This window comes from Anabaenopsis elenkinii CCIBt3563 (genome assembly GCF_015245355.1).
GTDB classification, from domain to species: domain Bacteria; phylum Cyanobacteriota; class Cyanobacteriia; order Cyanobacteriales; family Nostocaceae; genus Anabaenopsis; species Anabaenopsis elenkinii.
Genome location: NZ_CP063311.1, coordinates 1,664,716 through 1,686,373 on the forward strand (window position 1 = coordinate 1,664,716; position 21,658 = coordinate 1,686,373).

The 21,658-nt window shown below is 40.9% G+C and carries 21 protein-coding genes, 1 other RNA gene and 1 pseudogene; 11 read left to right on the plus strand and 12 right to left on the minus strand.

Going from position 1 to position 21,658, the window contains the following annotated elements:
- The first annotated feature begins 191 nt into the window (after positions 1-191).
- From psb34 to IM676_RS07500, 4 genes are all read left to right on the plus strand, one after another.
- On the plus strand, positions 192-362 hold the full coding sequence (psb34, locus tag IM676_RS07485) for a photosystem II assembly protein Psb34 (RefSeq protein ID WP_200989615.1): 171 nt from the start codon (positions 192-194) through the stop codon (positions 360-362).
- 285 nt (positions 363-647) lie between these two features.
- Positions 648-1,475, plus strand: coding sequence for a 16S rRNA (adenine(1518)-N(6)/adenine(1519)-N(6))-dimethyltransferase RsmA (gene rsmA, locus IM676_RS07490; protein WP_200989616.1), 828 nt, complete (start codon positions 648-650; stop codon positions 1,473-1,475).
- A gap of 94 nt (positions 1,476-1,569) precedes the next feature.
- Positions 1,570-2,526: a 4-(cytidine 5'-diphospho)-2-C-methyl-D-erythritol kinase gene (gene ispE, locus IM676_RS07495; RefSeq protein ID WP_200989617.1), complete on the plus strand. Its 957-nt coding sequence runs from the start codon at positions 1,570-1,572 to the stop codon at positions 2,524-2,526.
- 40 nt (positions 2,527-2,566) lie between these two features.
- Positions 2,567-2,887 (plus strand): DUF3082 domain-containing protein, encoded by a 321-nt coding sequence (locus IM676_RS07500; protein ID WP_200989618.1) that lies wholly within the window; start codon positions 2,567-2,569, stop codon positions 2,885-2,887.
- On the opposite strand, the gene IM676_RS07505 is transcribed toward IM676_RS07500, so the two are convergent.
- Positions 2,884-3,768 carry a response regulator transcription factor gene (locus IM676_RS07505; protein ID WP_200989619.1) on the minus strand — a complete coding sequence of 295 codons (885 nt, stop codon included), beginning with the start codon at positions 3,766-3,768 and terminating at the stop codon, positions 2,884-2,886. The genes IM676_RS07500 and IM676_RS07505 overlap by 4 nt on opposite strands.
- A gap of 54 nt (positions 3,769-3,822) precedes the next feature.
- Complete coding sequence (locus tag IM676_RS07510) at positions 3,823-5,019, minus strand: PAS domain-containing sensor histidine kinase (RefSeq protein ID WP_200989620.1); 1,197 nt, start codon at positions 5,017-5,019, stop codon at positions 3,823-3,825.
- 1,514 nt (positions 5,020-6,533) lie between these two features.
- On the opposite strand from IM676_RS07510, the gene IM676_RS07515 reads away from it, so the two are divergent.
- From IM676_RS07515 to IM676_RS07525, 3 genes are all read left to right on the plus strand, one after another.
- Positions 6,534-6,806 (plus strand): HetP family heterocyst commitment protein, encoded by a 273-nt coding sequence (locus IM676_RS07515; protein ID WP_200990118.1) that lies wholly within the window; start codon positions 6,534-6,536, stop codon positions 6,804-6,806.
- 69 nt (positions 6,807-6,875) lie between these two features.
- Positions 6,876-7,715: an indole-3-glycerol phosphate synthase TrpC gene (gene trpC, locus IM676_RS07520; protein ID WP_200989621.1), complete on the plus strand. Its 840-nt coding sequence runs from the start codon at positions 6,876-6,878 to the stop codon at positions 7,713-7,715.
- Positions 7,716-7,878: 163 nt separating this feature from the next.
- Complete coding sequence (locus tag IM676_RS07525) at positions 7,879-9,144, plus strand: HhoA/HhoB/HtrA family serine endopeptidase (protein WP_200989622.1); 1,266 nt, start codon at positions 7,879-7,881, stop codon at positions 9,142-9,144.
- An 80-nt stretch (positions 9,145-9,224) separates the two neighbouring features.
- Here the strand turns inward: IM676_RS07525 and IM676_RS07530 are convergent, their stop codons facing one another.
- Together IM676_RS07530 and IM676_RS07535 are read right to left on the minus strand one after the other, a co-directional pair.
- Entirely contained in the window at positions 9,225-9,596 is a 372-nt protein-coding gene (locus IM676_RS07530) for a sulfite exporter TauE/SafE family protein (RefSeq protein WP_200989623.1), read from the minus strand.
- A 76-nt stretch (positions 9,597-9,672) separates the two neighbouring features.
- Positions 9,673-10,094: pseudogene (locus IM676_RS07535) on the minus strand (acetamidase/formamidase family protein); the annotation flags it as partial.
- 506 nt (positions 10,095-10,600) lie between these two features.
- Between IM676_RS07535 and IM676_RS07540 the strand changes: the two are divergent.
- Positions 10,601-12,265 (plus strand): MBL fold metallo-hydrolase, encoded by a 1,665-nt coding sequence (locus IM676_RS07540; protein WP_200990119.1) that lies wholly within the window; start codon positions 10,601-10,603, stop codon positions 12,263-12,265.
- Positions 12,266-12,461: 196 nt separating this feature from the next.
- On the opposite strand, the gene IM676_RS07545 is transcribed toward IM676_RS07540, so the two are convergent.
- Positions 12,462-12,773, minus strand: a complete 312-nt coding sequence (locus tag IM676_RS07545; RefSeq protein WP_200989624.1) for a DUF6679 family protein — start codon at positions 12,771-12,773, stop codon at positions 12,462-12,464.
- Positions 12,774-13,326: 553 nt separating this feature from the next.
- On the minus strand, positions 13,327-14,115 hold the full coding sequence (locus tag IM676_RS07550) for a Nif3-like dinuclear metal center hexameric protein (RefSeq protein ID WP_200989625.1): 789 nt from the start codon (positions 14,113-14,115) through the stop codon (positions 13,327-13,329).
- Positions 14,116-14,290: 175 nt separating this feature from the next.
- Here IM676_RS07550 and IM676_RS07555 point away from each other — a divergent pair, with 175 nt between their 5' ends.
- A complete protein-coding gene (locus IM676_RS07555) occupies positions 14,291-14,974 on the plus strand; it encodes a DUF1997 domain-containing protein (protein ID WP_200989626.1) in 684 nt (227 codons plus the stop codon).
- Positions 14,975-15,022: 48 nt separating this feature from the next.
- On the opposite strand, the gene IM676_RS07560 is transcribed toward IM676_RS07555, so the two are convergent.
- Positions 15,023-15,493 (minus strand): DUF4079 domain-containing protein, encoded by a 471-nt coding sequence (locus tag IM676_RS07560; RefSeq protein ID WP_200989627.1) that lies wholly within the window; start codon positions 15,491-15,493, stop codon positions 15,023-15,025.
- Between the two features lie 187 nt (positions 15,494-15,680).
- Here IM676_RS07560 and IM676_RS07565 point away from each other — a divergent pair, with 187 nt between their 5' ends.
- Positions 15,681-16,958, plus strand: a complete 1,278-nt coding sequence (locus IM676_RS07565; RefSeq protein ID WP_200989628.1) for an ankyrin repeat domain-containing protein — start codon at positions 15,681-15,683, stop codon at positions 16,956-16,958.
- Positions 16,959-17,281: 323 nt separating this feature from the next.
- Positions 17,282-17,758 (plus strand): cobalamin biosynthesis protein, encoded by a 477-nt coding sequence (locus IM676_RS07570; RefSeq protein ID WP_225880472.1) that lies wholly within the window; start codon positions 17,282-17,284, stop codon positions 17,756-17,758.
- Here IM676_RS07570 and IM676_RS07575 read toward each other — a convergent pair whose 3' ends face one another.
- From IM676_RS07575 to ssrS, 5 genes are all read right to left on the minus strand, one after another.
- Positions 17,759-18,112 carry a phage holin family protein gene (locus tag IM676_RS07575; RefSeq protein ID WP_200989629.1) on the minus strand — a complete coding sequence of 118 codons (354 nt, stop codon included), beginning with the start codon at positions 18,110-18,112 and terminating at the stop codon, positions 17,759-17,761.
- 19 nt (positions 18,113-18,131) lie between these two features.
- A complete protein-coding gene (locus tag IM676_RS07580; RefSeq protein ID WP_200989630.1) occupies positions 18,132-18,569 on the minus strand; it encodes a peptidoglycan-binding domain-containing protein in 438 nt (145 codons plus the stop codon).
- A gap of 84 nt (positions 18,570-18,653) precedes the next feature.
- Positions 18,654-19,937, minus strand: coding sequence for a M16 family metallopeptidase (locus IM676_RS07585; protein WP_200989631.1), 1,284 nt, complete (start codon positions 19,935-19,937; stop codon positions 18,654-18,656).
- Positions 19,938-19,962: 25 nt separating this feature from the next.
- Positions 19,963-21,225 (minus strand): M16 family metallopeptidase, encoded by a 1,263-nt coding sequence (locus IM676_RS07590; RefSeq protein ID WP_200990121.1) that lies wholly within the window; start codon positions 21,223-21,225, stop codon positions 19,963-19,965.
- Positions 21,226-21,387: 162 nt separating this feature from the next.
- Positions 21,388-21,571: non-coding RNA, 6S RNA (gene ssrS / locus IM676_RS07595), on the minus strand.
- Between the last annotated feature and the right edge of the window lie 87 nt (positions 21,572-21,658).

Sequence of the window (21,658 nt, forward strand, 5' to 3'; positions counted from 1 at the left end):
TTACCCCTAGTCTCGGTAGAAGTCAGACTGAGCTTTGGTTAGACCGCAATACCAACGAGACGGACTTTTGCTGCGATCGCACTGATAGCTCATCTGCTACTGTATCGAAGATTTTTGTCAAGCTTGATTGACAAAATGTAATAATTTTGTTAAGTTAGTTTACATAAAGTAATAAACGCAATAAAAAAATTATGTACACAACTATTAACGAAGAAGGTATTCTCAATAACTACGCCAAGGAACCCCAAATATACTGCGCCACCTACCCCACCCAACAGCAGCAACGTCAATATGCTCTCCAAGCTGCGTTTGCTACATTACTTGTCACTACTTTAATTTTGATTTCCTGGGGGGTTAGCTAAGATTTTTTGATTTTGGTATCGGTATCTCTCATCGTCAATTCGAGTTCTCCTTCTCACCCTGGTTAGTTTCACCAGGGTTTTTTATAGTCCAAGAATCATTCATTAGCCATGAAGAGTGTCAATATACAGCACTTTTCAAGTAAATACACTTTAATATCATAAATATTGTGGGCTAGACATCTAGCTCACCCTTTTTCACCTAACTCAGATGAAATGCGCTGTCGTGGTAATTTAGATATCTACAATTAAAAAAAATATGGGACCCAGATATAGTCAGGAAAATTAATGATTAGACCGCGTAAGTCCTTTGGCCAACATTGGCTCAAAAGCGAAAAGGCTCTGGATGCAATTATGAAAGCAGCAGAATGTCGTCAGAGCGATCGCATCTTGGAAATAGGCCCTGGTACCGGTATTCTCACCCGTCGTTTACTACCCCATGTGCAATCTCTCGTAGCAGTAGAAATAGACCTTGATTTGTGTCAACAGTTAGCCAAGCAACTGGGGAAGAGAGACAACTTTTTACTATTGCAAGGAGACTTTCTCACCTTAGATTTACCATCTCATGTAGCAGAATTTACCAATTTTCAAAAACCTAATAAAGTAGTAGCCAATATTCCCTACAATATTACAGGGCCAATCATCGAGAAGTTGTTAGGGACTATCGCCCACCCCAACCCAAAACCTTATGATTCCATAGTGCTACTGGTGCAAAAGGAGGTAGCGGAAAGATTGTATGCTAAACCTGGTTCCAGAACCTTTGGAGCCTTAAGTGTGCGGGTGCAGTATTTAGCTGATTGTGAATTCATTTGTACGGTTCCCTCAGGTGCATTTTACCCACCGCCAAAAGTAGACTCAGCAGTAGTGCGATTGTGTCCCCGACAAATAGAAACCTCAGCAGTTGACCCCCGCAAATTAGAAAATTTAGTAAGACTGGGATTTGGGGCGAAACGTAAAATGTTAAGAAATAATTTGCAATCCATTGTGGAACGCGATCGCCTGAGCCACTTACTGGAACAATTAGAAATAAATCCCCAGGTTCGAGCCGAAGACCTGAGTGTTCAGCAATGGGTAACGTTAGCCAACTTATTAACAACTGATACCAGTTGTGTATGAGCAAGGACAGAGAACACAAGGGACACAAACAAACAAGTTCGGCGCGGCTCCTCACAAAGATATGGTATTGAGTAACTACAATTCAGCAGTCAAAATGCGTTCATACACTCTAATTTCTCCCGCCAAAATTAACTTGTATCTGGAAATCATCAGCGACCGTTCTGACGGCTATCATGAGTTAGCGATGATACTGCAAAGTATCGGACTCGCGGACGAAATCAATGTACAGTCCCTAAGCAATCAAACGATTCGGGTCAACTGCAACCACCCACAAGTACCTACAGATAAAAGTAATTTAGCTTACCGAGCAGCAGCACTGATGGCGACGCAATTTCCTCAAGCCTTAGCTCAATATGGGGGCGTGGAAATTACAATTAACAAGCATATTCCCGTAGCTGCTGGGTTGGCCGGAGGTTCCGCAAATGCTGCAGCCGTGTTAGTGGGGATAGATTTACTCTGGAACCTGGGGCTGACAAAATCAGAATTGGAAGAACTGGGTGCCACTCTTGGCTCAGATGTCCCGTTTTGCGTTGCAGGAGGAACAGTAATTGCGACAGGTAGGGGTGAAAAACTTTCTCCCTTACCCAGTTTGGATACTATATATATAGTATTAGCCAAATATCGCAGCTTAGAAGTTTCTACAGCCTGGGCATACAAAACCTATCGCCAAGAATTTGGTAGTTCTTATGTCATAGACACTGAGAATTTAGCAGCACGGGCAGCAGCAGTGCATTCGGTACCAATAGTTAAAGCTATCCTGAATAAAGATACAAGAGAAATTGCCCAAAAACTACACAATGATTTAGAACGTGTAGTTTTACCAGCCTATCCTCAAGTCTCACAACTACGAGAACTATTTGCTGCTCAAGAAGGCGTTTTAGGAACCATGATGTCTGGTTCTGGACCCACAGTTTTTGCCCTGGTGGAGTCTGAAAAACAAGCACAAGCAGTTAAGCTACAGATACGGGCTGCAGTTCCTGATGAAGATTTAGAATTGTTTGTGACTCATACTGTTATAAATGGCATTCAGGTGACATCATCAATGGGGTAAAGTAGAAATTTCCCACTAAGACAGTAAGATACGAACAAGAATGAGTAACCCAAAAGTAACACAATCAGAAGCTGAAAATCAGGTTCCACCAACTCCTTTACGTTGCATCTCAGGGGCGGTGTTGTCCGGAGGACTGGGATATGCTATGTACTCGCTAATGATATCGATAGCGACCACTTTTGCCACTAAACCTATCCATTCGGATAACCCCATGGTAGTGAATATTGGCTCTGCCGTTCGTACTTTGGTGGTGGGTGTAGTTGCCTTGGGAAGTGGGATATTTGGTATAGTTGCAATTGGTTTGTTAGGGTTGGCAATGCAATTATTGCTGCAACAGTTGACAAAACCCAAAAAAAGTTAACCTAGACCCAAAGCGGCATAGTTTTTATATTCAGGGTAAATTTTCTCAATTTGCAGTTTCTCAATACTAGGAATTTGAGAAGGTTGGTTTTGATTTCTCCAGTTTTTGGGAGATATTCCATGATGTTGCCGAAATTGGCGGGAGAAATGACAAGCATTTTGATAGCCTAGTGCTGTAGAAATCTGCTCTATTGTCTGATCAGTATCCCTCAATAAGGGGCGGGCTGCGGCCATACGGCGTTTGACAATCCAGCCATTAACAGTTTCACCTGTTTTTTTAGCGACTGTATTGGTTAAGTATGCTGGTGAGTAGCCAACGGCATCAGCTACGTTAGATAGGGTAATCCCTCGATGATAGTTAGCTTCAATATAGTCGAAAACTTCTTTGAGATGGGGAACGTCTGGAAAGATTGAATTAGATTTAACCGGAGAAGTTTTGTGGGGGCTTACTGATTCTGGAATTTGATGAGATTCAGTTGCATACCAGTAACGCAAAAGAGATTGCTTTTCTAATCGGATAGCGATCGCTTTATGTAATTCTTCTAAAGTAGAAGGTTTAGTAATATAGTCATCAGCACCCAACTCCATACCCTTACGAACATCAGTCTTATTATCGCTACCAGTTAGAAAAATAAAGGGAATAATGGCAGTTACAGGATCTTGACGCATTTTATCAAGAACGCCATAACCATCCATATCCGGCATGACAATATCGCAAACTACCAAATCAGGAAAATGGTTTTTTGCTTTTTCAATACCAACCAAACCATTTTCAGCACCTATAGTGTTAAAACCAACAGCCTCAAGACCCATTAAATAAAGATTTCGGGTAGTAGTATCATCTTCAATTATGAGGATTGTTTTCGTAGATTCCTGTATCATTTCTCTATTAATAGAATTTTTAGCAAGGAAAAATTAGCAAACTGTCTACTAAACTCATAACTGGGATGTTACTATTGGTAACATTATCTTAAAGGTTGTGCTAACATCAACTTCACTGTCTACAACAATATCACCCCCTTGTAACTCCACAAGAGTTTTAACAATGGATAGTCCGAGCCCAGTACCCGGCTGATGATGAATATTGCTACCGCGATAAAATGGCTCAAATAATCGCTGTCTATCTACTATTGGAATGCCAATCCCCCTATCTGTAACCAGGAAAACTACCTTACCACCTTCACAATAGAGTTTAAGGTCAACCACACTGTGACTAGGAGAATATTTCATCGCATTATCCAGCAAGTTTATGATCATTGGCTCGAGCAGTTTTTGATCTATACATACTGTTAAATAGTCACCTTGAGGTAGGAAATTTATCCGGTTGCGGCTACCACTTGTCTGCATTTGTACAATTAACTGATTACAGAAGGCAACCAGATTCAATGGTTTGGCATTATAGTTAACTTTGCCTGCCTCTACATTCGCCAATAACAGAACATCATCTAACATCTTGGTGATCTCTTCTACACCTGTTTGAATATGAACAAGTAACGGTTGTATTTTCTCCTCATTCCAACCGCTAATATGTCTTGTGAGCAAGCTATTAGAAAATGAAACAACATTTAAGGGAGTGCGTAATTGATGGCACAACCTAGAGATAAAATCTCCTTGCAGTTGAGTTAGTTGTTTTATTGGTCCTAAAGTTTGCTTCAGGTTTGATTGTCTATTCAACTGTGGTAGTTCTGCTGTGCAGTGGGATTCAGTCACATCCCAAATACTCCATACCCTACCGATAATTTCCTCGTCCAGCCACTGAGGCTGAGAATATTGAGCAAAAAACCTGCCATCTTTTAACTCCAGGATATCGTAGCTCTCCCGGTCATATTGATTGCACACTTGACGTATAATCTGGGAATAGGCTTCTGGGTTTTTCAATTGGTTCTCAAAAAAAGCTTGATACTCAAGATATTTCTGGGACTGCATCAGAGAGTTGGGCATTTGCCACATCTCTACAAATTTCTGATTACAGCTGAGAATATCCCCTGTGAGATTTACTGTGATAATACCATGAGCAGTAGATTCTAGGGTAGAACGCAGTAGAAGAAGGGATTTTTGAAGTTGCGTCTCCTTTTCTTTCAGTTGATTAATTTCCTCTTGTAAATTTTGCTGAGTTTTTTTTAACTTTTCCATCGACTTGTACATGTTCCCCCTAGTACCTTATCAGGCTTCTGATAGCCAAAGCTCCCAACTTTGATGCTCATCTATTTACTTGATATCCCCCATTTAGAAACCGGTGCCTTATGGGGTTAAAAATAGCGTAATTTCTAGGTAATAGATTGGATTACCTTAGTTATATTACGGCATTTGGCCATAAAATACAATTGTGATTTAACTCTCCAAATATCAAATTTATTCATAGTCATTTTCTAACTCCGTTTATATTGATAATGGCATTTTTCTCTATTGCTCATCAAACTATTAATAAATTGATCACAACATTTTTCAAGTTTTTTTATAAGATATCATTACATTGGTGGCTATCAACAGTCGATTTAATGTTATTTATAAAAGATTATAACTGGATCAAAGAATAATAGATTTATTTACATAATTCTATAAATAGAATTTAATGCCTATGTAATCAAAATACTACTTATTAATAATAAATCTACATTATTTATCACTATGATTTAGGTTAATGATATTACATTGATATTCAAGCATTAGGCAAATATATACTTGAAAAATGATACTCATCATAATCTAGTCTTATATTTTAATTACATAGTTTTGTCCTATATCTTTTGAAATATATGAAGAAATGGATAATTTCCTAGTCATAAATTGATTTCTCATTATTTTCCGGTTGGACATATCTAACCATGGATATATTGAAATATAAAATAATCTGGTGACTCATCTGTCATGAGTTATAGTTTTATTTTACATTTATCCCGGGGTTTTAATAATATCTATCCAAGGTTATAAAAATTGTAAAATTTTTATGTGTAAATAATCACAATTAATGTTTTGAGATAAATATCGAGTAACAAATAATTCTCTTTTGCAGGATGAAAATGATGATAAATCAAACCTTACTAAGAGTGAATGTATAGAGATACAGCAAAATATGATACTTGCGGTTATGCAATCAGATAGGCTGCGATTTAAAAAAAGGAATTATATCATAATATATTAAAATTGACAGCCATAATATTACTTTTTATTTGAATAAAACTCAGGATATATAATTTTGCCAGTCTTGGAACTGATCTGAGTGGTCAGGATGAAGATTAAGCAGACTAATCAATCACAAAAGCGAAAGAAGATATAAGTCTATCTAAAAATTGTTCATATATCTGTGGCTAAAAATTGAGTACGCTTAATAAGGAAGCTGCTTCTGCAACACGGTTTATCTGTAGGGGCTAGTTTAACTAGATAACTATGAGACATATAAAAATGCTCACTAGTTAAATCCACCCCTATTTTTCAACCATACAGGTTAATGGTCGTGACATATCACCCTTGTGTGATATTAAAGTTTTTCATAAAGATAGTAAAAATTGCTGTAACTTCCATAGATTGGATCAAACTACCAAGAATACTCTCAGAGCATTAGTACCGGGATTTTAGATTTGATTTGAAAACATCAGTCAAATTCGAATCTAAATCATAGGAATCCAAATTAATAAAGAGTGAAAGGTATGCATCAAATAAATAACAGTTGTCACACGCAAACCGCGAAGAAAATTAACACAGAACAAATTGAACAAATTATCAAGGCAATTATTGCTGGCAAGTATTCATGGGCATGTGTATTAATTTTACGGTTTTCTGGTTACAATCCTATAGACTACATACCTTACCGAACCTACATTCGGCTACTAAAAAATAATTGTTTATCTGAAAAATCTAAGTCGAAAGACCCTGAAAAGAAAGAGGTTTTCGACATTAATTCAAACTTGATTAGACTCTGAAAACAGTAGGAACCAGATTTCAGGGTTGATCTGTTCTGAGTCACCCTATCTCCAGATACATAGCAGCTAATGATTTACCCAGTGACTACTGTTAATAGCCGTCTGCAACCGATTCTCAGAGAGATTGTGTGGCATAAAAAGCAAGAAGTAGCGCAAATGCATCAACAGATGTCGTTGGCTTCTTTGCAACGCCAGTTAACGGCTGCGCCAACGGTGCGAGATTTTTTGACTGCTTTACAGCAAAATCTTTACAAACCTGGATTAATCGCAGAAATCCAAAAAGCATCATTATTGTATGGTAATATTCGCACTGATTTTGATCCGATAGCGATCGCCAAAGCTTATGAGCGGGGTGGTGCGGCTTGTATATCAGTGTTAACTGAAACTGCATTTTTTCATGGTAGTTGGGAAAATTTGCGCGCTATCCGCCAGAGGGTAGCATTACCCTTGTTGTGCAAAGACTTTATTATTGACCCGTGCCAAATTTATCTAGCACGAGCAGCGGGAGCAGACGCCGTACTGCTAATAGCTGCTATTCTCACAGATCGGGAATTGCAAGACCTGCTGCGAGTAATTCATTATTTAGGGATGAATGCTTTAGTAGAAGTTCATAACTTGAGTGAACTAGACAGGGTACTAAAGCTTGATGATATTCGCTTAGTTGGAATCAACAACCAGAGCTTGGAGGACTTTACCATTGATTTGAGTATTACGCAACAATTGCTGGCAGCCAGGCGATCGCAGTTACAAAAATTAGGTGTAATAATCGTCAGCGAGTCTGGAATATATACCAGGGCTGATTTATCATTGATGAATGAGGCTGGTACACATGCGGTTATAGTGGGAGAAGCATTAATTAAACAAGAAAATATAGAGCAGGCAGTGCGTTATCTAGTTAAAGGTGATTAATCAATACCTAAGCCCAAGACAGTAACTATCCCTACAAGCTATAATTACTTATGCCCGCATATGCGGGCTAAATTTGTATAAGTGACCAATAGCTTTGCAACAAAAGCCTGACAAACAATATCTACATTATTAGTAATACATCCCAATATTCTGACAGCCAGCCATGAACAAGCAAGTACATGATGGAGATTCCTCATTAAATATCATTTCAGCTGAACAAACTCATGCGAAGTACCAAAACCAAGCGCAGTGGAAAAAGGTGGCTGCTTCTTTATCATTGGTGCTACTGGGATCAGGTATGACATTCGTGGGTGGTTATGTAGCCGGAAACCCTGAGCAGATATCTGATAGAACATCAAACCTAGCAGTAAGTCGAGTCAATGCTGCCATCCCATCACCAACTGCGACAGGTTCTAACTTCATTACTCAGGTAGTGCAGAAGGTAGGGCCTGCTGTAGTGAGAATTGAAGCATCTCGAACGGTCACCAACCGCTTACCTGCTGCATTTAACGATCCATTCTTCCGGGAATTCTTCAGGTTTCAACCACCAGAACAACAAAACCGCGTACAACGAGGTACTGGTTCTGGTTTTATTATCAGTAGTGATGGTAGTATTCTGACCAATGCTCATGTAGTAGCTGGTGCGGAGTCCGTGAGAGTCATACTTAAGGATGGCCGTAGCTTTGAAGGTAAAGTGTTGGGAAGGGACGAATTAACAGATGTAGCTGTTGTCAAAATTGAGTCTAATAATCTGCCGATTGTAGAACTGGGAAACTCAGAGAAACTGCAACCGGGAGAATGGGCGATCGCCATTGGTAATCCCTTAGGATTAGATAATACAGTCACCACAGGCATCATTAGCGCCACCGGTCGCAGTAGTAATCAAATTGGGGCACCTGATAAGCGAGTTGAATTTATTCAAACCGATGCAGCCATTAATCCTGGTAACTCTGGTGGACCTTTGTTAAATGCTCGTGGTCAGGTAATTGGGATGAACACAGCCATTATCCAAAGAGCCCAAGGACTAGGTTTTGCCATTCCCATTAACACAGCCCAAAGGATTGCTCAACAACTAATTACTAAAGGTAAAGTTGAGCATCCCTATCTAGGAATTCAGATGGTAGAGTTAACACCTGAAATCAAAAAACGGCTGAACTCAGACCCCAATAGCGGTGTGATGGTCAATGAAGATAAAGGTGTATTAATTATGCGTGTCATTCCCAATTCACCCGCAGCTAAAGCCGGTTTACGTGCGGGAGATGTCATCCAACAGCTAAACGGTCAATTAGTCACGGAAGCCAGTAGTATTCAGAAAGCAGTGGAAAATAGTCAAGTTGGGGCAGATCTGCGCTTAGGATTGCGACGCAATGGGCAAAATATTAACTTAGCTGTGCGAACTGGTGCTTTCCCCACTCAACCAGTGCAATAGATAAGTGCTTGAGGGGAGAGGGGTAATACTCATTGCTGAGTCACTCGTTAACCCCACTCCAGATTGACTATTCGTCATGACTAATTTCCTGCTAAATATCTCATAGCCAGGAGTAGCAAAAAAAAGCCATATAACTTCTTGATGACTTCACTGCTAATAAATGCCTGATTGGCAAATAATGCTCCGAATAAATTACCAACCATCAGGCCAATGGCAATAATTGCCGCATATTTAAGATTCATATTGCCGTTGCGATAGTAGACTACTGCCCCTAAAATGCCAATGGGCAAAATTTGAGCAGCAATAGAAGTACCCGTGGCAAATTTCTGATCTAGACCAACGAATAAAACCATGGCTGGTACCATAATTGCACCACCCCCCAGACCGAACATACCACCAGTTAAACCAGCAACTAAACCAATGGTCAACATTTGAACAACTGTATGAGACATATTTTTTATGAATTGTTATAAATTGATTTGATTAGAAATAATCGGCTTGGATAACATACCATGAACACCTTTGTGGGGGAAACTCGGCGATATTGTAAGCTAAATCTAGGGGAATAAATCTCAGTGCTTTTTGACTAAACTCCTGTGGTAATGCTCCCCAACCTGTGCGAATTGCATTAAAACCCACTGGTAAACTTGGTGCGATCGCTTGTAATTCTATCTCTAAAACATCGCCTGGTTGGGCATCCCGCACATAAATTGGCCCCGTTAGTAAATGTGGTCTGGCTGCTACTTGCCGTTCTGGTGGTAAATTTTCACAGATATCCAGAAATTATGGTGTGAGAAACTCCGGTGGTGCTTGGTCGTAAACGTAATAACCAGTGTAAGTTCCTAGGTCTATAGTGTCACCAGAGTCAACGGTCAGGACGGGGTGAGTAGATGAGAGAACCCACCAAGATGTAAAGTTTCTCTATTGGCTTTTAAAAGGTGATGAGTCATCACAGCACTGATGTCTATCTATGTGTGAATACTTACAATATCAATATATATTTTTATTCTCTGAAAATTTATTCCACCTGGATGTCTAGCTCATGACATGGATGGACAGTTGGCGAGAAAAGTTATACAATTTGAATGATTGTAGTGAATTTAGTTATTGCTCAATCACTAAAAGCATGGTAAAAATTTTCTGGTGATTCAGCCAGATTTCCCAAGCATTCTATTACTATAAGAGAGTCTTTAGTGAGGAACAGCAAAAAATGGATGTGAAGCTGATTTTAGTGGGATTGACAGTTATATTCACTTTTGCGTGCCTCTTCTTTGGCACTAAAAACGGATTTTATGATTCAGAAAACTATCATGGTAATGGCTCTGCACATTAAGAATAATATCTAAAGGCAAAATGACCGGGTGAGTTGGGATAACCTTCGCCTATGGCTAAACCATGGCAACTGTGGCTGTTGGGGAGTATTGAACCCAAATGTGAGGTTAGAGGGCAGGAGAGAATGAGGGATAATCTGTGGGCATCCTCCCGCCTTGATGCTCAGGAGAAGGCTAATGAGTTAGACTGTTTACCCTATAGTGTCCAGCATCATGATGAGGGGGTGTGTTTATTAGTACGAATGGGTCCACATCGGATTCTACTAGATTGTGGATTAGAGGACACTTCATCATTGCCCACCTTTTTGGCTAACTCAGCCATACCAGCAGATTTAGTGTTGGTTAGTCATGCCCACCCAGATCATGCCCGAGGATTGCTGGACTTACATCGGACTTTCCCTCTGTTACCTATCTATGCCAGTGAGGTAACAACCAAGTTATTACCGTTAAATTGGCCAGGGCAAGATACTAAGACAATCCCTCAGTTCTGTCATGCCTTGCCGTTGCGATCGCCTGTGGAAATTCAAGATGGTCTGGTAGTGGAATTATTTCCTGCCGGACACTTGCCGGGGGCGGTAGTAATTTTACTGACATACATCACCAAGGATCGCTCTTATAAACTACTGTATACAGGGGATTATTTCTTATCAAACTCTCGCCTAGTGGAGGGTTTGCGTTTAGAAGAGTTAAGGGGATTAGATTTAAATGTATTGATTATTGAAGGCACTTATGGCACATCCCGTCATCCCCATCGCCGTAACCAGGAAAATCAATTGGCGGAGCGGATTAATCGAGCACTAGCGGATGGTTATTCTGTGCTTCTTCCCACTCCAGCTTTAGGTTTGGGTCAAGAATTGTTGATGCTATTACGTTCTCATCATCACTTCACCGGACGCAATATAGATATTTGGGTTGATGGTGCTGTGGCTACTGGTTGCGATGCCTACCTGGAACTACTGCCACACTTACCTCCATCAGTGCAGAACTTTGCTCGCCATCAACCCTTGTTCTGGGATGAGCGAGTGCGTCCGCGAGTCCGGCGTTTGCAGCCAGAACATAGGGCTACTGTGGGTAAGACTCCCTGTATTGTGCTGACTGACTCTACAGCCAATTTAAACCAATATTGCCAACGGGAAACTGGCCCTTGGGTTATTCTGTTACCAGAAAAGATTGATATAAAACTTAATACCGAATATTCGGCACCCACTAAGGACGAAAATTATCTTCTTGCCCAGCATAGTGATGGACCTGGAACTACTCAGCTAATTCATAATTTGCGTCCCCAGCACGTGATTTTTGTTCATGGTTCACCGGCATACTTAGCGGATTTGACTAGCTTAGAAGAACTACAAAACCGTTATCACATCCATTCTCCATCCGCAGGGACTGTGGTAGAACTGCCAATAGGGGAGACATTTTTACAACCCGCACCCCCAGAAACTAACTATGAAGGGGAACTTACAGAATTAGGAACAGTCATTACCGTTACCTTACCCGATGCGATAACAGATGATCCCCGTTGGCAACAGTTTGCCGATACTGGTTTAATAGAGGCTCATTGGCAGGGTGAAGAACTAGTATTGCGAGGATTGTCTGCAAGAGAACTACAGCAGCCAAATAGCGATCGCCATATTTGGTCTGATATAGATTGTTGTGGTACTTGCCGACACCAAAGAGGACAAAGGTGTTGGAATCCTGCTTCTGTATTACATAACTTCAAAGTGAACCTTGAGGGATATTGTCCTGCTTTTGAACGCTTATCTCCCCCTGATAGTAACAAACTCAGATGATCAGTCCTCAATCACCTTTGACTCCACCCATTGAGTTACAAAAATAACAGCAGAAAGCCCACTGGCTTTTAGCTGTCGAGTAAATGCGTAGCACCTTTCGGTGCAGTTTATCTTGTTTGAAGCAAGAATCCCACGCGCTTTTAGCCGTGGGAGTGTCAACCATCATATCTGGTAAGACTGGAGAATAATTGCGTCTCTACTCAGGATTAGAGTCCGGAGAATGTTTATGAATACGCTCTGATTCGGGACAATCTTCTGTCATCAGAAACTCTATGTTACTGCGTGGTACGGAAGCTAACTTTTGGCTTACAGATCCAATGCTTTCTAAACGAACCATTTCCTCCCAGGCGCAAACCTCGTCTTCCTCGTCCGTTTCATACCGTAGAGTCACTAAATCCCCCTCGATATCGAGGATGCGGGCGCGTTCAATCCAGCGTTGCTGGTCCCGCAAGAATACACATACCTCGCGCCCGTCGCAACACAGTTGATAGATCTTGCGGTGTAGCATGTACTGCTTCTACCTTTTTAAACAACGTAGTTAAACCTGTGAAATTTGGGTTTTACCGTCTGACAGAACCTACTACAATTTACTGATGTAAAAATGCGTAATAGTTCTTATCTTAATAAAGGTATAACCTTTAATGGTGCAACGGCGGCACTCGCTATCCCTTTGGCTACATCAGCATTAGGGGATAATTTTCTGACAATTGGCAACTAACTATTGAGATATCCATAGCAATTTTCTCCAATACCTAAATTCTCCTAACCAGGCTAATATTTTCTGGCAAGTATCTCCTCCTGAGATATGTAACAAAAAATACTGCAAATTAAGCGGTGAATGCGGTTGTTTGATTTGCTTACTTGTAGTAGTTGGCATTGGTGGGAAATCCAGGAACTTTGCTTTATATTTATCCCTATGTATTTAATCTTAACTCATTCTGTTGTCTACCTTAATGCTTTTCTACGATAATTGGCAAACAGTTTTAAGTTCAGGCTGCTAAAACTTCCAGCTGGGTGTGCATGATGGTGGGGAAAATTTTCTCGAACAATGATGGAGAGAACTACTGGAAAAACTGGCGAAAGTCCTCATCTTGGTGGCTTAACTGCACCCAGTCGAGATTTAAGGAAATAAATCTTTGCACTAAGCGCTCGCACGCCGGACGTTCAGTTGCATAATGTCCGGCATCAATTAAAATGAGATTGCGATCGCGACTTTCCTGAAACTGATGGAACTTACAATCAGCAGTCAGATAAACTTGAGCATGAGTTTTAGCTACAGCGGAAATAAAACTGGCTCCAGAACCTCCCAAGACTGCGACTCGGGAAATAGTTTGTTGTAAGTCAGCAGTTGGCGAAAAAATTAAATGAGGAGGAGCGAGTCGAGTTTGAATAGTAGCGAGTAACTTCTGTAAAGTCAGACATGGACGGAGTAAACCAACACGCCCGTAGCCTAATCCTGGTTGTGTCGCTACTATAGGAGTGGCTTCGTGCAAGTCTAGAATTTGAGCCAAAACATCGGCAGTTCCATCTTGTGCTTGATCAAAATTTGTATGAGCGCTGTAAACACCAATATTGTGCCTAAAAGCTAATCTTGCCATTTCTGCTATGGCCTCACCACTACATAAAGATTTGGGAGGACTAAAAATCAGAGGATGATGGGCAAAAATCAGATTAGCATTCAAAGCGATCGCTTCTTGCATTACAGCCAAACTTGGTGTCAAACAAACCAACACACGGGCTTTTTGATCTAACACCCCCGGTTCAATTTGCCAACCGCAATTATCCCAAGTTTCACACCAAGTCGGATTTGCCCATGCTTCAAACCAAGTAATTAAATCAGCAATGTTCACAAAAATACAATCCTGGGAAACTAATTATGTTAAATTCAGTTCTTTAACATTAGTGATTTCATGAAGTTTATGACAGATTCTGGAGTTTTCAGCCACAATGGTAATACTAAACCATACCAGTAACTTGGGAACTCTGAATTGGTAGACAAAGGCTAATTTATAGGGGAACATATTGATGCTTTCGACAAACGGCGAATATCAATCTTGGGATATAAAAGAAACAGTTCTGCCAGTAGCTTCAAGTTTAACAGAATCTGAGGATACACTTACACAAACCACCGCAGGGGCGGTTACTAAGTTTTTCGGTCATTATAGCGACTCAATGGTAATGAATAGCCCAGCCCATAAAGTTGCCGAGTATCTGGAAACTCATGGTGCATGGTTTTCCCGTTGTGCTGAACCAATGAAAGTAGAACGATTGAGTGAAAATGCTTATGCTTTAATTATTGGTCGCTTTGGCTCTTTTGGTTATCACGTAGAGCCAAAAGTTGGTTTAGAACTGTTACCTCCAGACCGGGGAATATACAGGATTCGCACAATTCCTGTTCCTGACTACCATCCGCCTGGCTATGATGTAGACTATCAGGCATCGCTACAGTTGGTAGAAAATACTTATAACGACTCACCTAATGGTTTGACTCAGATCACACGAGTGGAATGGGAATTAGATTTAATGGTTAATCTTCACTTTCCCAAATTTATTCAACGCTTACCCCAGTCTTTAGTCAAATCTACAGGCGATCGCCTACTTAACCAAATTGTCCGTCAAGTCTCCCTGCGCCTAACTCGCAGAGTCCAGGAAGACTTTCATCAATCCCTAGGAATTCCCTTTCCTGGTAATTCTCATCCCAACCGATAAGTTCAAACTCATTAGCCAATAGTATAACTATTGGCTGATGGCTAAAGACTAAGCATTACTAAGAATTCTCTGGACAATTTGCACGCCAGTAATAGCCTGCCATGTAAAAAGCCCTAAAAGCCCGAAATTGAGGGTAATATGAGTTATACGCGCCCAATTTGCTCCTTTTTGCATGAAAGGAGATAAAGCAGCTGATAACGCAATTAGACCTGTCATTCCCAGTCCAGCTAATAAATGCGGCCCTACGAATAACTTACCGTTATTGAGGTAGGTAACGGCCATCCCACCAATAGCACCTGTTACCATTAAAGCTAAGAGTACAGACCCTACTTGGTAGTGTTTAATGTTGTATTTACCTTTAATCAGTTCTTTCTTGACATCTCCTTGAGCGCTTCTGGTACGTTGTACTTGTAGCCCCAGATAAGCAGCATACAGGGATAGTGCTAATAATCCCCACATGGTTAGTGGGTGGAAAAAGTTTAGCCAATATTTAAGTTCCGGTGACAGTTCTAAATTCATAGTGTCCTCGCCCAATGCTTAAATCTTCATAAAACTTAGCATAACTCTAATTTCTGTACTTAAAGTAGCCAGTGGTGAAATATGTTCCCCTTTGTTTTAGTTTGCCTCTTGCCAAATTGGTTAAACAATTTCAGACTAAGTTGGAGAACCAGATTCACAAAAACTGCTGGTACAAGTGATATTCATCATGGAAAATAAGGATGTCTTGCTGCTCAAGTCGGCTCAAAGTGGCGATATTAAGCAGGTGTGTCGTCTATTAGCTACTGGTGCTCAGGTTGACGTTAGCGATGACCATGGTACTACACCATTAATGTTTGCTGCCAATTCTGGTTACACTGAAATTGTTCGACTGCTATTAGATGCTGGAGCAAATATTAACTTACACAGAAAACGCTATGGTTTGACAGCTTTGATGTTCGCTGCTAGTAATCATCAACTGGATGTTGTGCAGCTTCTACTATCCAGAGGTGCTGATGTCAATGCAATTAATGAAGATGGCAGTACAGCTTTAATGGCGGCTACACTCAAGGGTGACATTAATATCATGGCAGTCTTATTGGCTGATGGTGCTGAAGTAAATGTCACAGACCAAGATCATGATACTGCTTTGAAATTAGCTGTGAAATCAGGTAACATAGGCGCAACAGAACTAATAATACAAAATCGTGCAGATGTCAACATCCAAGATTCAGAAGGTGAGACACTTTTGATGATAGCCGCTGACTTAGGAGATTTAGAACTTGTAGGAGTATTGCTAGCAGCAGGGGCTGATGTCAAGCTGAAGAATAAATATGGAGGTACCGCGCTATCAGCAGCAGTAGCAGCAGGACACAGTGCGATCGCATCTGCTTTACTCGATCAAGGTGCTGAAATAAATCTTCAAGATCAAGACGGTGAAACCCCCCTACACCTAGCTACTGTAGAAGGTTACATTAATGTGGTGCAACTGTTGCTTAACCGGGGTGCAGATCCCCAAATCAGAAATCATCTGGGTGATACACCAATACTTGTAGCTGCACTTCAAGGACATAGCCAAATTCTGGAGATATTATTGCGTTCTAGTGGAAACATCAATAGTACAAGTCTAGGTATACCTTTGACCTTAGCAATATCCCAAGGAAATATGGAAACAGTGAAACTGTTACTAGACCGGGGTGCTGATGCTAATACTTTAGGAAATGATAGTAAAACAGCTTTAATTAAGGCAGCACAACATAACTACACAGGAATAATGCAGTTGTTACTGGATAAGGGCGCAAATCTAAATTTTCAGGACTTAGCAGGAGCAACAGCATTGATGTGGGCTGTGTGTAGGGGATATGGTGAGGCTGTACAGATATTACTCCAAGCAGGGGCAGATATAAATCTGAGAAATCGGGGCGGTTATACAGCTTTGATGATTGCGGAATTTAATGGGTATCAGAATATAGCCCAGAGTCTGCAAAAAGCCGGCGCACAAGAATAGAGGTGTTTTTTAACATCATCAGTCACAGATGTAGTAGATATCTATTGTGGCTGGAGTAACGTGGCGACTGCATTTATTCTCATAGGAAGATTAATAACTAACAAAACTGACTTTGTTAATAATTAACAAAGTCAGACATACTTGAAACACTAAAGTTTAACAGAACAAATGTTTCTACTCTCGCGTTTCCTACTGTGCTAGATAAGTTAAATATATAAGATTTAATCCTGAATAACAGTATTATAAAGAGCAGTTTCATGGTATAATCCAATCCGCAAATTTTATAGTTGATCCCCGTGGACATTTTCCCGACATCCTCCACTGTGAAAATAGACAGAATCATTGGCACAATTATTCAACAGCAAGGGTTTCCCAATTTATGGGTAGGAATTGGTTGTCAGAAGGGTAGTTCGCGGCCTTTGATAGCAACAGCAATACAACAAGTATTTGCAGAAAATCAACTTCGGGAACATACCATTGCTGGTCTTGCTACCATCGACACCAAAGCCTCAGAAGTTGGTTTAATAGAACTGTGCCTTCTTGGCAATTTTCCCTTAAAGGTCTTTTCGGCAAATATTTTGTCCACCGTATCTGTTCCCCACCCCGGAGAAATCGCAGCCAAAACAATGGGAACTCCCAGCGTAGCCGAGGCGGCTGCTATTCTTGCAGCTGGTCACATTACCCCACATTTAACTAGAACAGAAAACTTAAAAGTAAGATTATTAGTTCCTAAACGAGTTTTTCGCTTAGAGTCCGAACCAGGGTCGGTAACTGTAGCTGTGGCGACTAATGATCCGTGACTACAAAATTACCCTGAGAAAATAGCTAATTAAGCTAGAAACAATAGTTAAGACAATCGAACCGACTAAAGCAGGCCAGAAACCTTCAATTTCAAAACCATACCCGGGGGTGAGGTTACTTGCTAGCCAAAGAGTTAACGCATTAATCACGAAGGTAAACAAACCAAAGGTGACTAAGGTAATAGGAAAGGCCAAAATGCTTAAAACTGGTCGAATAAAGGCATTTACTAATCCAATTACTGCTACAGCCGCCAGGGCGGCGACAAAATCCCTGACGAATAACCCAGGAACAATATTAGCAGTGATCAGCAAAGCTACCGCAGTAATCAGCCAAGTTAGTAAAAAATGTTTCATCTGTTGTATCTAGATTAGATTACCGCTGATTTCCGGGGATCGTTGGTATAATCACTTGCTCCGGAGGGAATAGTCGTTGCCAAGTAATAGCGTCAACAATGCCATCTGGAATCAATTCAACTGCTAGTTTGAATTGAGAAACAGCTGCGGCTGTCTCTTCTGTGTAAATACCATCCACTGCACCTGAGTAGAAGCCTAAAAGTTTGAGAGCCGCCTGTAGTTCTGTGACTTGTCCTCCCTGACTACCAAGTTTAAGGGTAGGACGGCTAATGAGAGATCTATTTGTTGCTTGAGCAATTTTTGGGTAAACTATAACTGCTCTGACTGTCTCAGAGCTAAACAATAAGAACGTCAATGAAAACAGAAGTAAATAATAAGACTTACTTTTGTTCAAGCCACGAAATGCTGTTAGTGACTCAAAGTATTTCCAGATACTTGTTGTCAGCCTCACTTGCATGGACTATATTCCCAGAAACTTCCGACGATAATATTATACTCGCTTTTGTTGAAAAAACAGGTGATACAAAAGGAATTGTACCACTTAACACTGCGCACTGGGAAATACAGTCTTAATTGCTGTCTCTTGACCAACTACAGATATATAAGGTTGCTGTAAATATTTATATGCAGATGCGATCGCATCTTGAACACTCACAGATGCAATTAATTGTTGAAACTGTTGATCAAAATCCAGACCTAAACCCAGTGTCTCATACCAGCCATAGATTTGGGCAATTTGTCCGTTAGTTTGTTTACCCAAAGCGTACTGTCCCAAGATTTTGTTTTTAGCTGTTTGCAGGTGAGTTTCTGATATTTCTGTTTTGCAGAGTAAATCTACTTCTGTACGTAGTCCTTCCAGAGCAATACTGGTATTTTCTGCTGCTGTACCCATATAGACAACAAAAGAACCCGGATACAGCCTTGTGGGATAAAATGACGAGACTTCATAGGCTAAACCTCGTTTCTCCCGTAATTCCACAAACAAGCGACTGGAAAGCCCATTACCCAGGTAAGTAGACAGTAATTTTAATGGGGCGTAGTCTGGACAACTTACCGAAGAGCCTAGGTAACCCAACATGACTATGGATTGCTGTGTTTCTAAAGGTTGTAGTCGATGCTGTGGTTCTGGGTTAATTTCTGGTAGGTCAACTAATGGTAGGGCTTGTGGGGGGACTTCCCAATCGCCAAAGACTTGTTCTACTAGTGTTAATGCGTCTGCTAAGGTGACTCGCCCAGCAATACTAATAACCAGATTATCGGGACGGAAATAAGTTTGGTGATAGTCTACTAAGTCAGCACGTGATAAGCCGCCCATTGTGGTTTCATCTCCTAGGATTGACATACCATAGGGATGGTTTTGGTAGATCGCCTGACGCATTTGGCTAAAGGCAATGGTAAATGGTTGTTCTTTTTGAGAGCGAATATTTTGCAGTGCTAACCGTTTTTCCAGTTCTACTTGGGCTTGGGGAAATGTAGGCGATCGCAGCATACGCCCTGCCAATGCTAAAATATCCGAGAAATCCGCAGTTACTGTTTTAAAAGATAACAAAAAATAATCTGTGGCTGCATCAGCACTTAAACTTGCTCCTACAGATTCAACTTTTTCAGCTACTTCCCAGGTTGAAAGTCCGTCACATCCCTTTGTTATTACTGCTGAGAGCAAATGGGCCAATCCCGCTTTTTCTCGCTTTTCGCAACAACTACCACCACGGACAAACATCCGCGACGCCACAATGTCCGCAGCAGGATTTTCTGTGACTAGAACTATAATGCCGTTATTCAATACGGTGCGGTGAACAGGAGAGGAAGATAGGCAAGATTTCACAATTATTGTTTAGGTGGTGAGGTGTTTACAAGTAGTGATGCTGGTCAGCAAACGGTTTAAGTATAGTAACTGCATAATTATGGGGTGAAAGTAACTGTTTAGCTAATTGTTGCAGTTCTTGCGTATCAAATGATTGAATATGGTGAGGATATGCTACTGCTAATTCAGCTTGGGCAATAGTGTGATAGTATCCATAAAGGCCTGTTAACTGATTTGGTGTTTCCGTAGAGAAAGCGTATTGATTACAAACCAGCCTACATATGCGGGCGAGTTCCTGCTCACTAATTCCTGTATTTTGCAGATTATTTAAATGACTCAGAATCAAATTCTCTACTTGATCTAGGTTTTCCGCTTTCAACCAGGCAGTAATGGTAAATAAACTTGATTCTCTTTGGAGGGAAAAATCACAATAAATTTCCTGTACTAATTGTAATTCTTCTCGTAAATGGTGCACCAGTCGGGAAGTGCGGCCTTCTGAGAGTAACACCGCCAATAAATCTAAACCGTAGACTGTGTGCAGTTCCTTGACTCCTGGTACAACCCACGCCATGATGAGGCGGGCTTGTTCTAGGCGTGGTACACAAATTTCTTGGCGCTGAATTCCTGTGATTACTGGCTCTACTATTTCTTCAGCTTGTGGACAGTCCAATGCTGGGGTAAATTCAGCAAATGATTTATTTACCAGTTCCCAGGCTAGCTGTTGAGAAATTCCTCCCACAACTACTACTGTCATGTTTTCCGGCTGGTAGTGTGCACGATGAAAACAACGCATGGCTGCTGGTGAGTGTTGCATTAGTTCTAACTCACTACCTAACACTGAACGCCCGTAAGGGTGGTTTTGGTAAATGCTTTGATTTAGGGCTTGGAATCCTATCCAATCGGGATTATCATTGCAGGAGCGAATTTCTTCTAGCACTACATCCCGTTCGCGGCTAAATTCATCATCTGGGATAGCCGCATTAATTAGCAGTTCTCCCAAGTGCGGTAGAGTATCTTCTAAGTAAGAAGCTGCTGTAGTTAGGGTGTAGTGGGCATAATCATAACTTGTGGCGGCATTACTCACACCACCCCTGGTTTCAATATGGTGATCAAACATTCCTGGGGGTAGTTTGGCAGTCCCTTTAAAAATCATGTGTTCTAAAAAATGAGCCATACCATACCAGGATTTCGGCTCCACTGCTGCCCCTGCTCGTACCCAAACATCGGCGACCACTACAGGGGTAGTGGCAATTTCTTGATGGATCAGTGTTAGACCATTATCTAGTTGGATTACCGATGCTGGAAACAAGGTATGCTTTAGTTGCTGTAACAAGTTTTTGTAGATTTAATCACAATTTAAGATATTTTTTGTTATTCTAACTCTGAATGGTAGCTTAATTAGAATCAAATTATACAGATTTAGAAAATTAAAGCCCCTCAGTTTTTGCTAACTTGAGGGGCTAATAATTTGAAGTTCACCGCGACGCCGTTTTACCTAAGTTTATGACCTGGTTTAACCAGGTGGGTGCCGACGCTGTTCGTTTTAAGTTTCCGGATACACGCCCGGTTTACTGCCACGAGACTTGTTAGCTTCCCTTTTCTTTAAAGACATAGATCAAAAAACTTGATGGCAGTCACCAACGTCGTAGTGCAACTAAATCATTATAGCCTGATCAAACAGCTTGTGTGTTCAATATGAAAATTTTCTAGTGAATTTAACTGGAATCTGGAGTAGAGGTTGA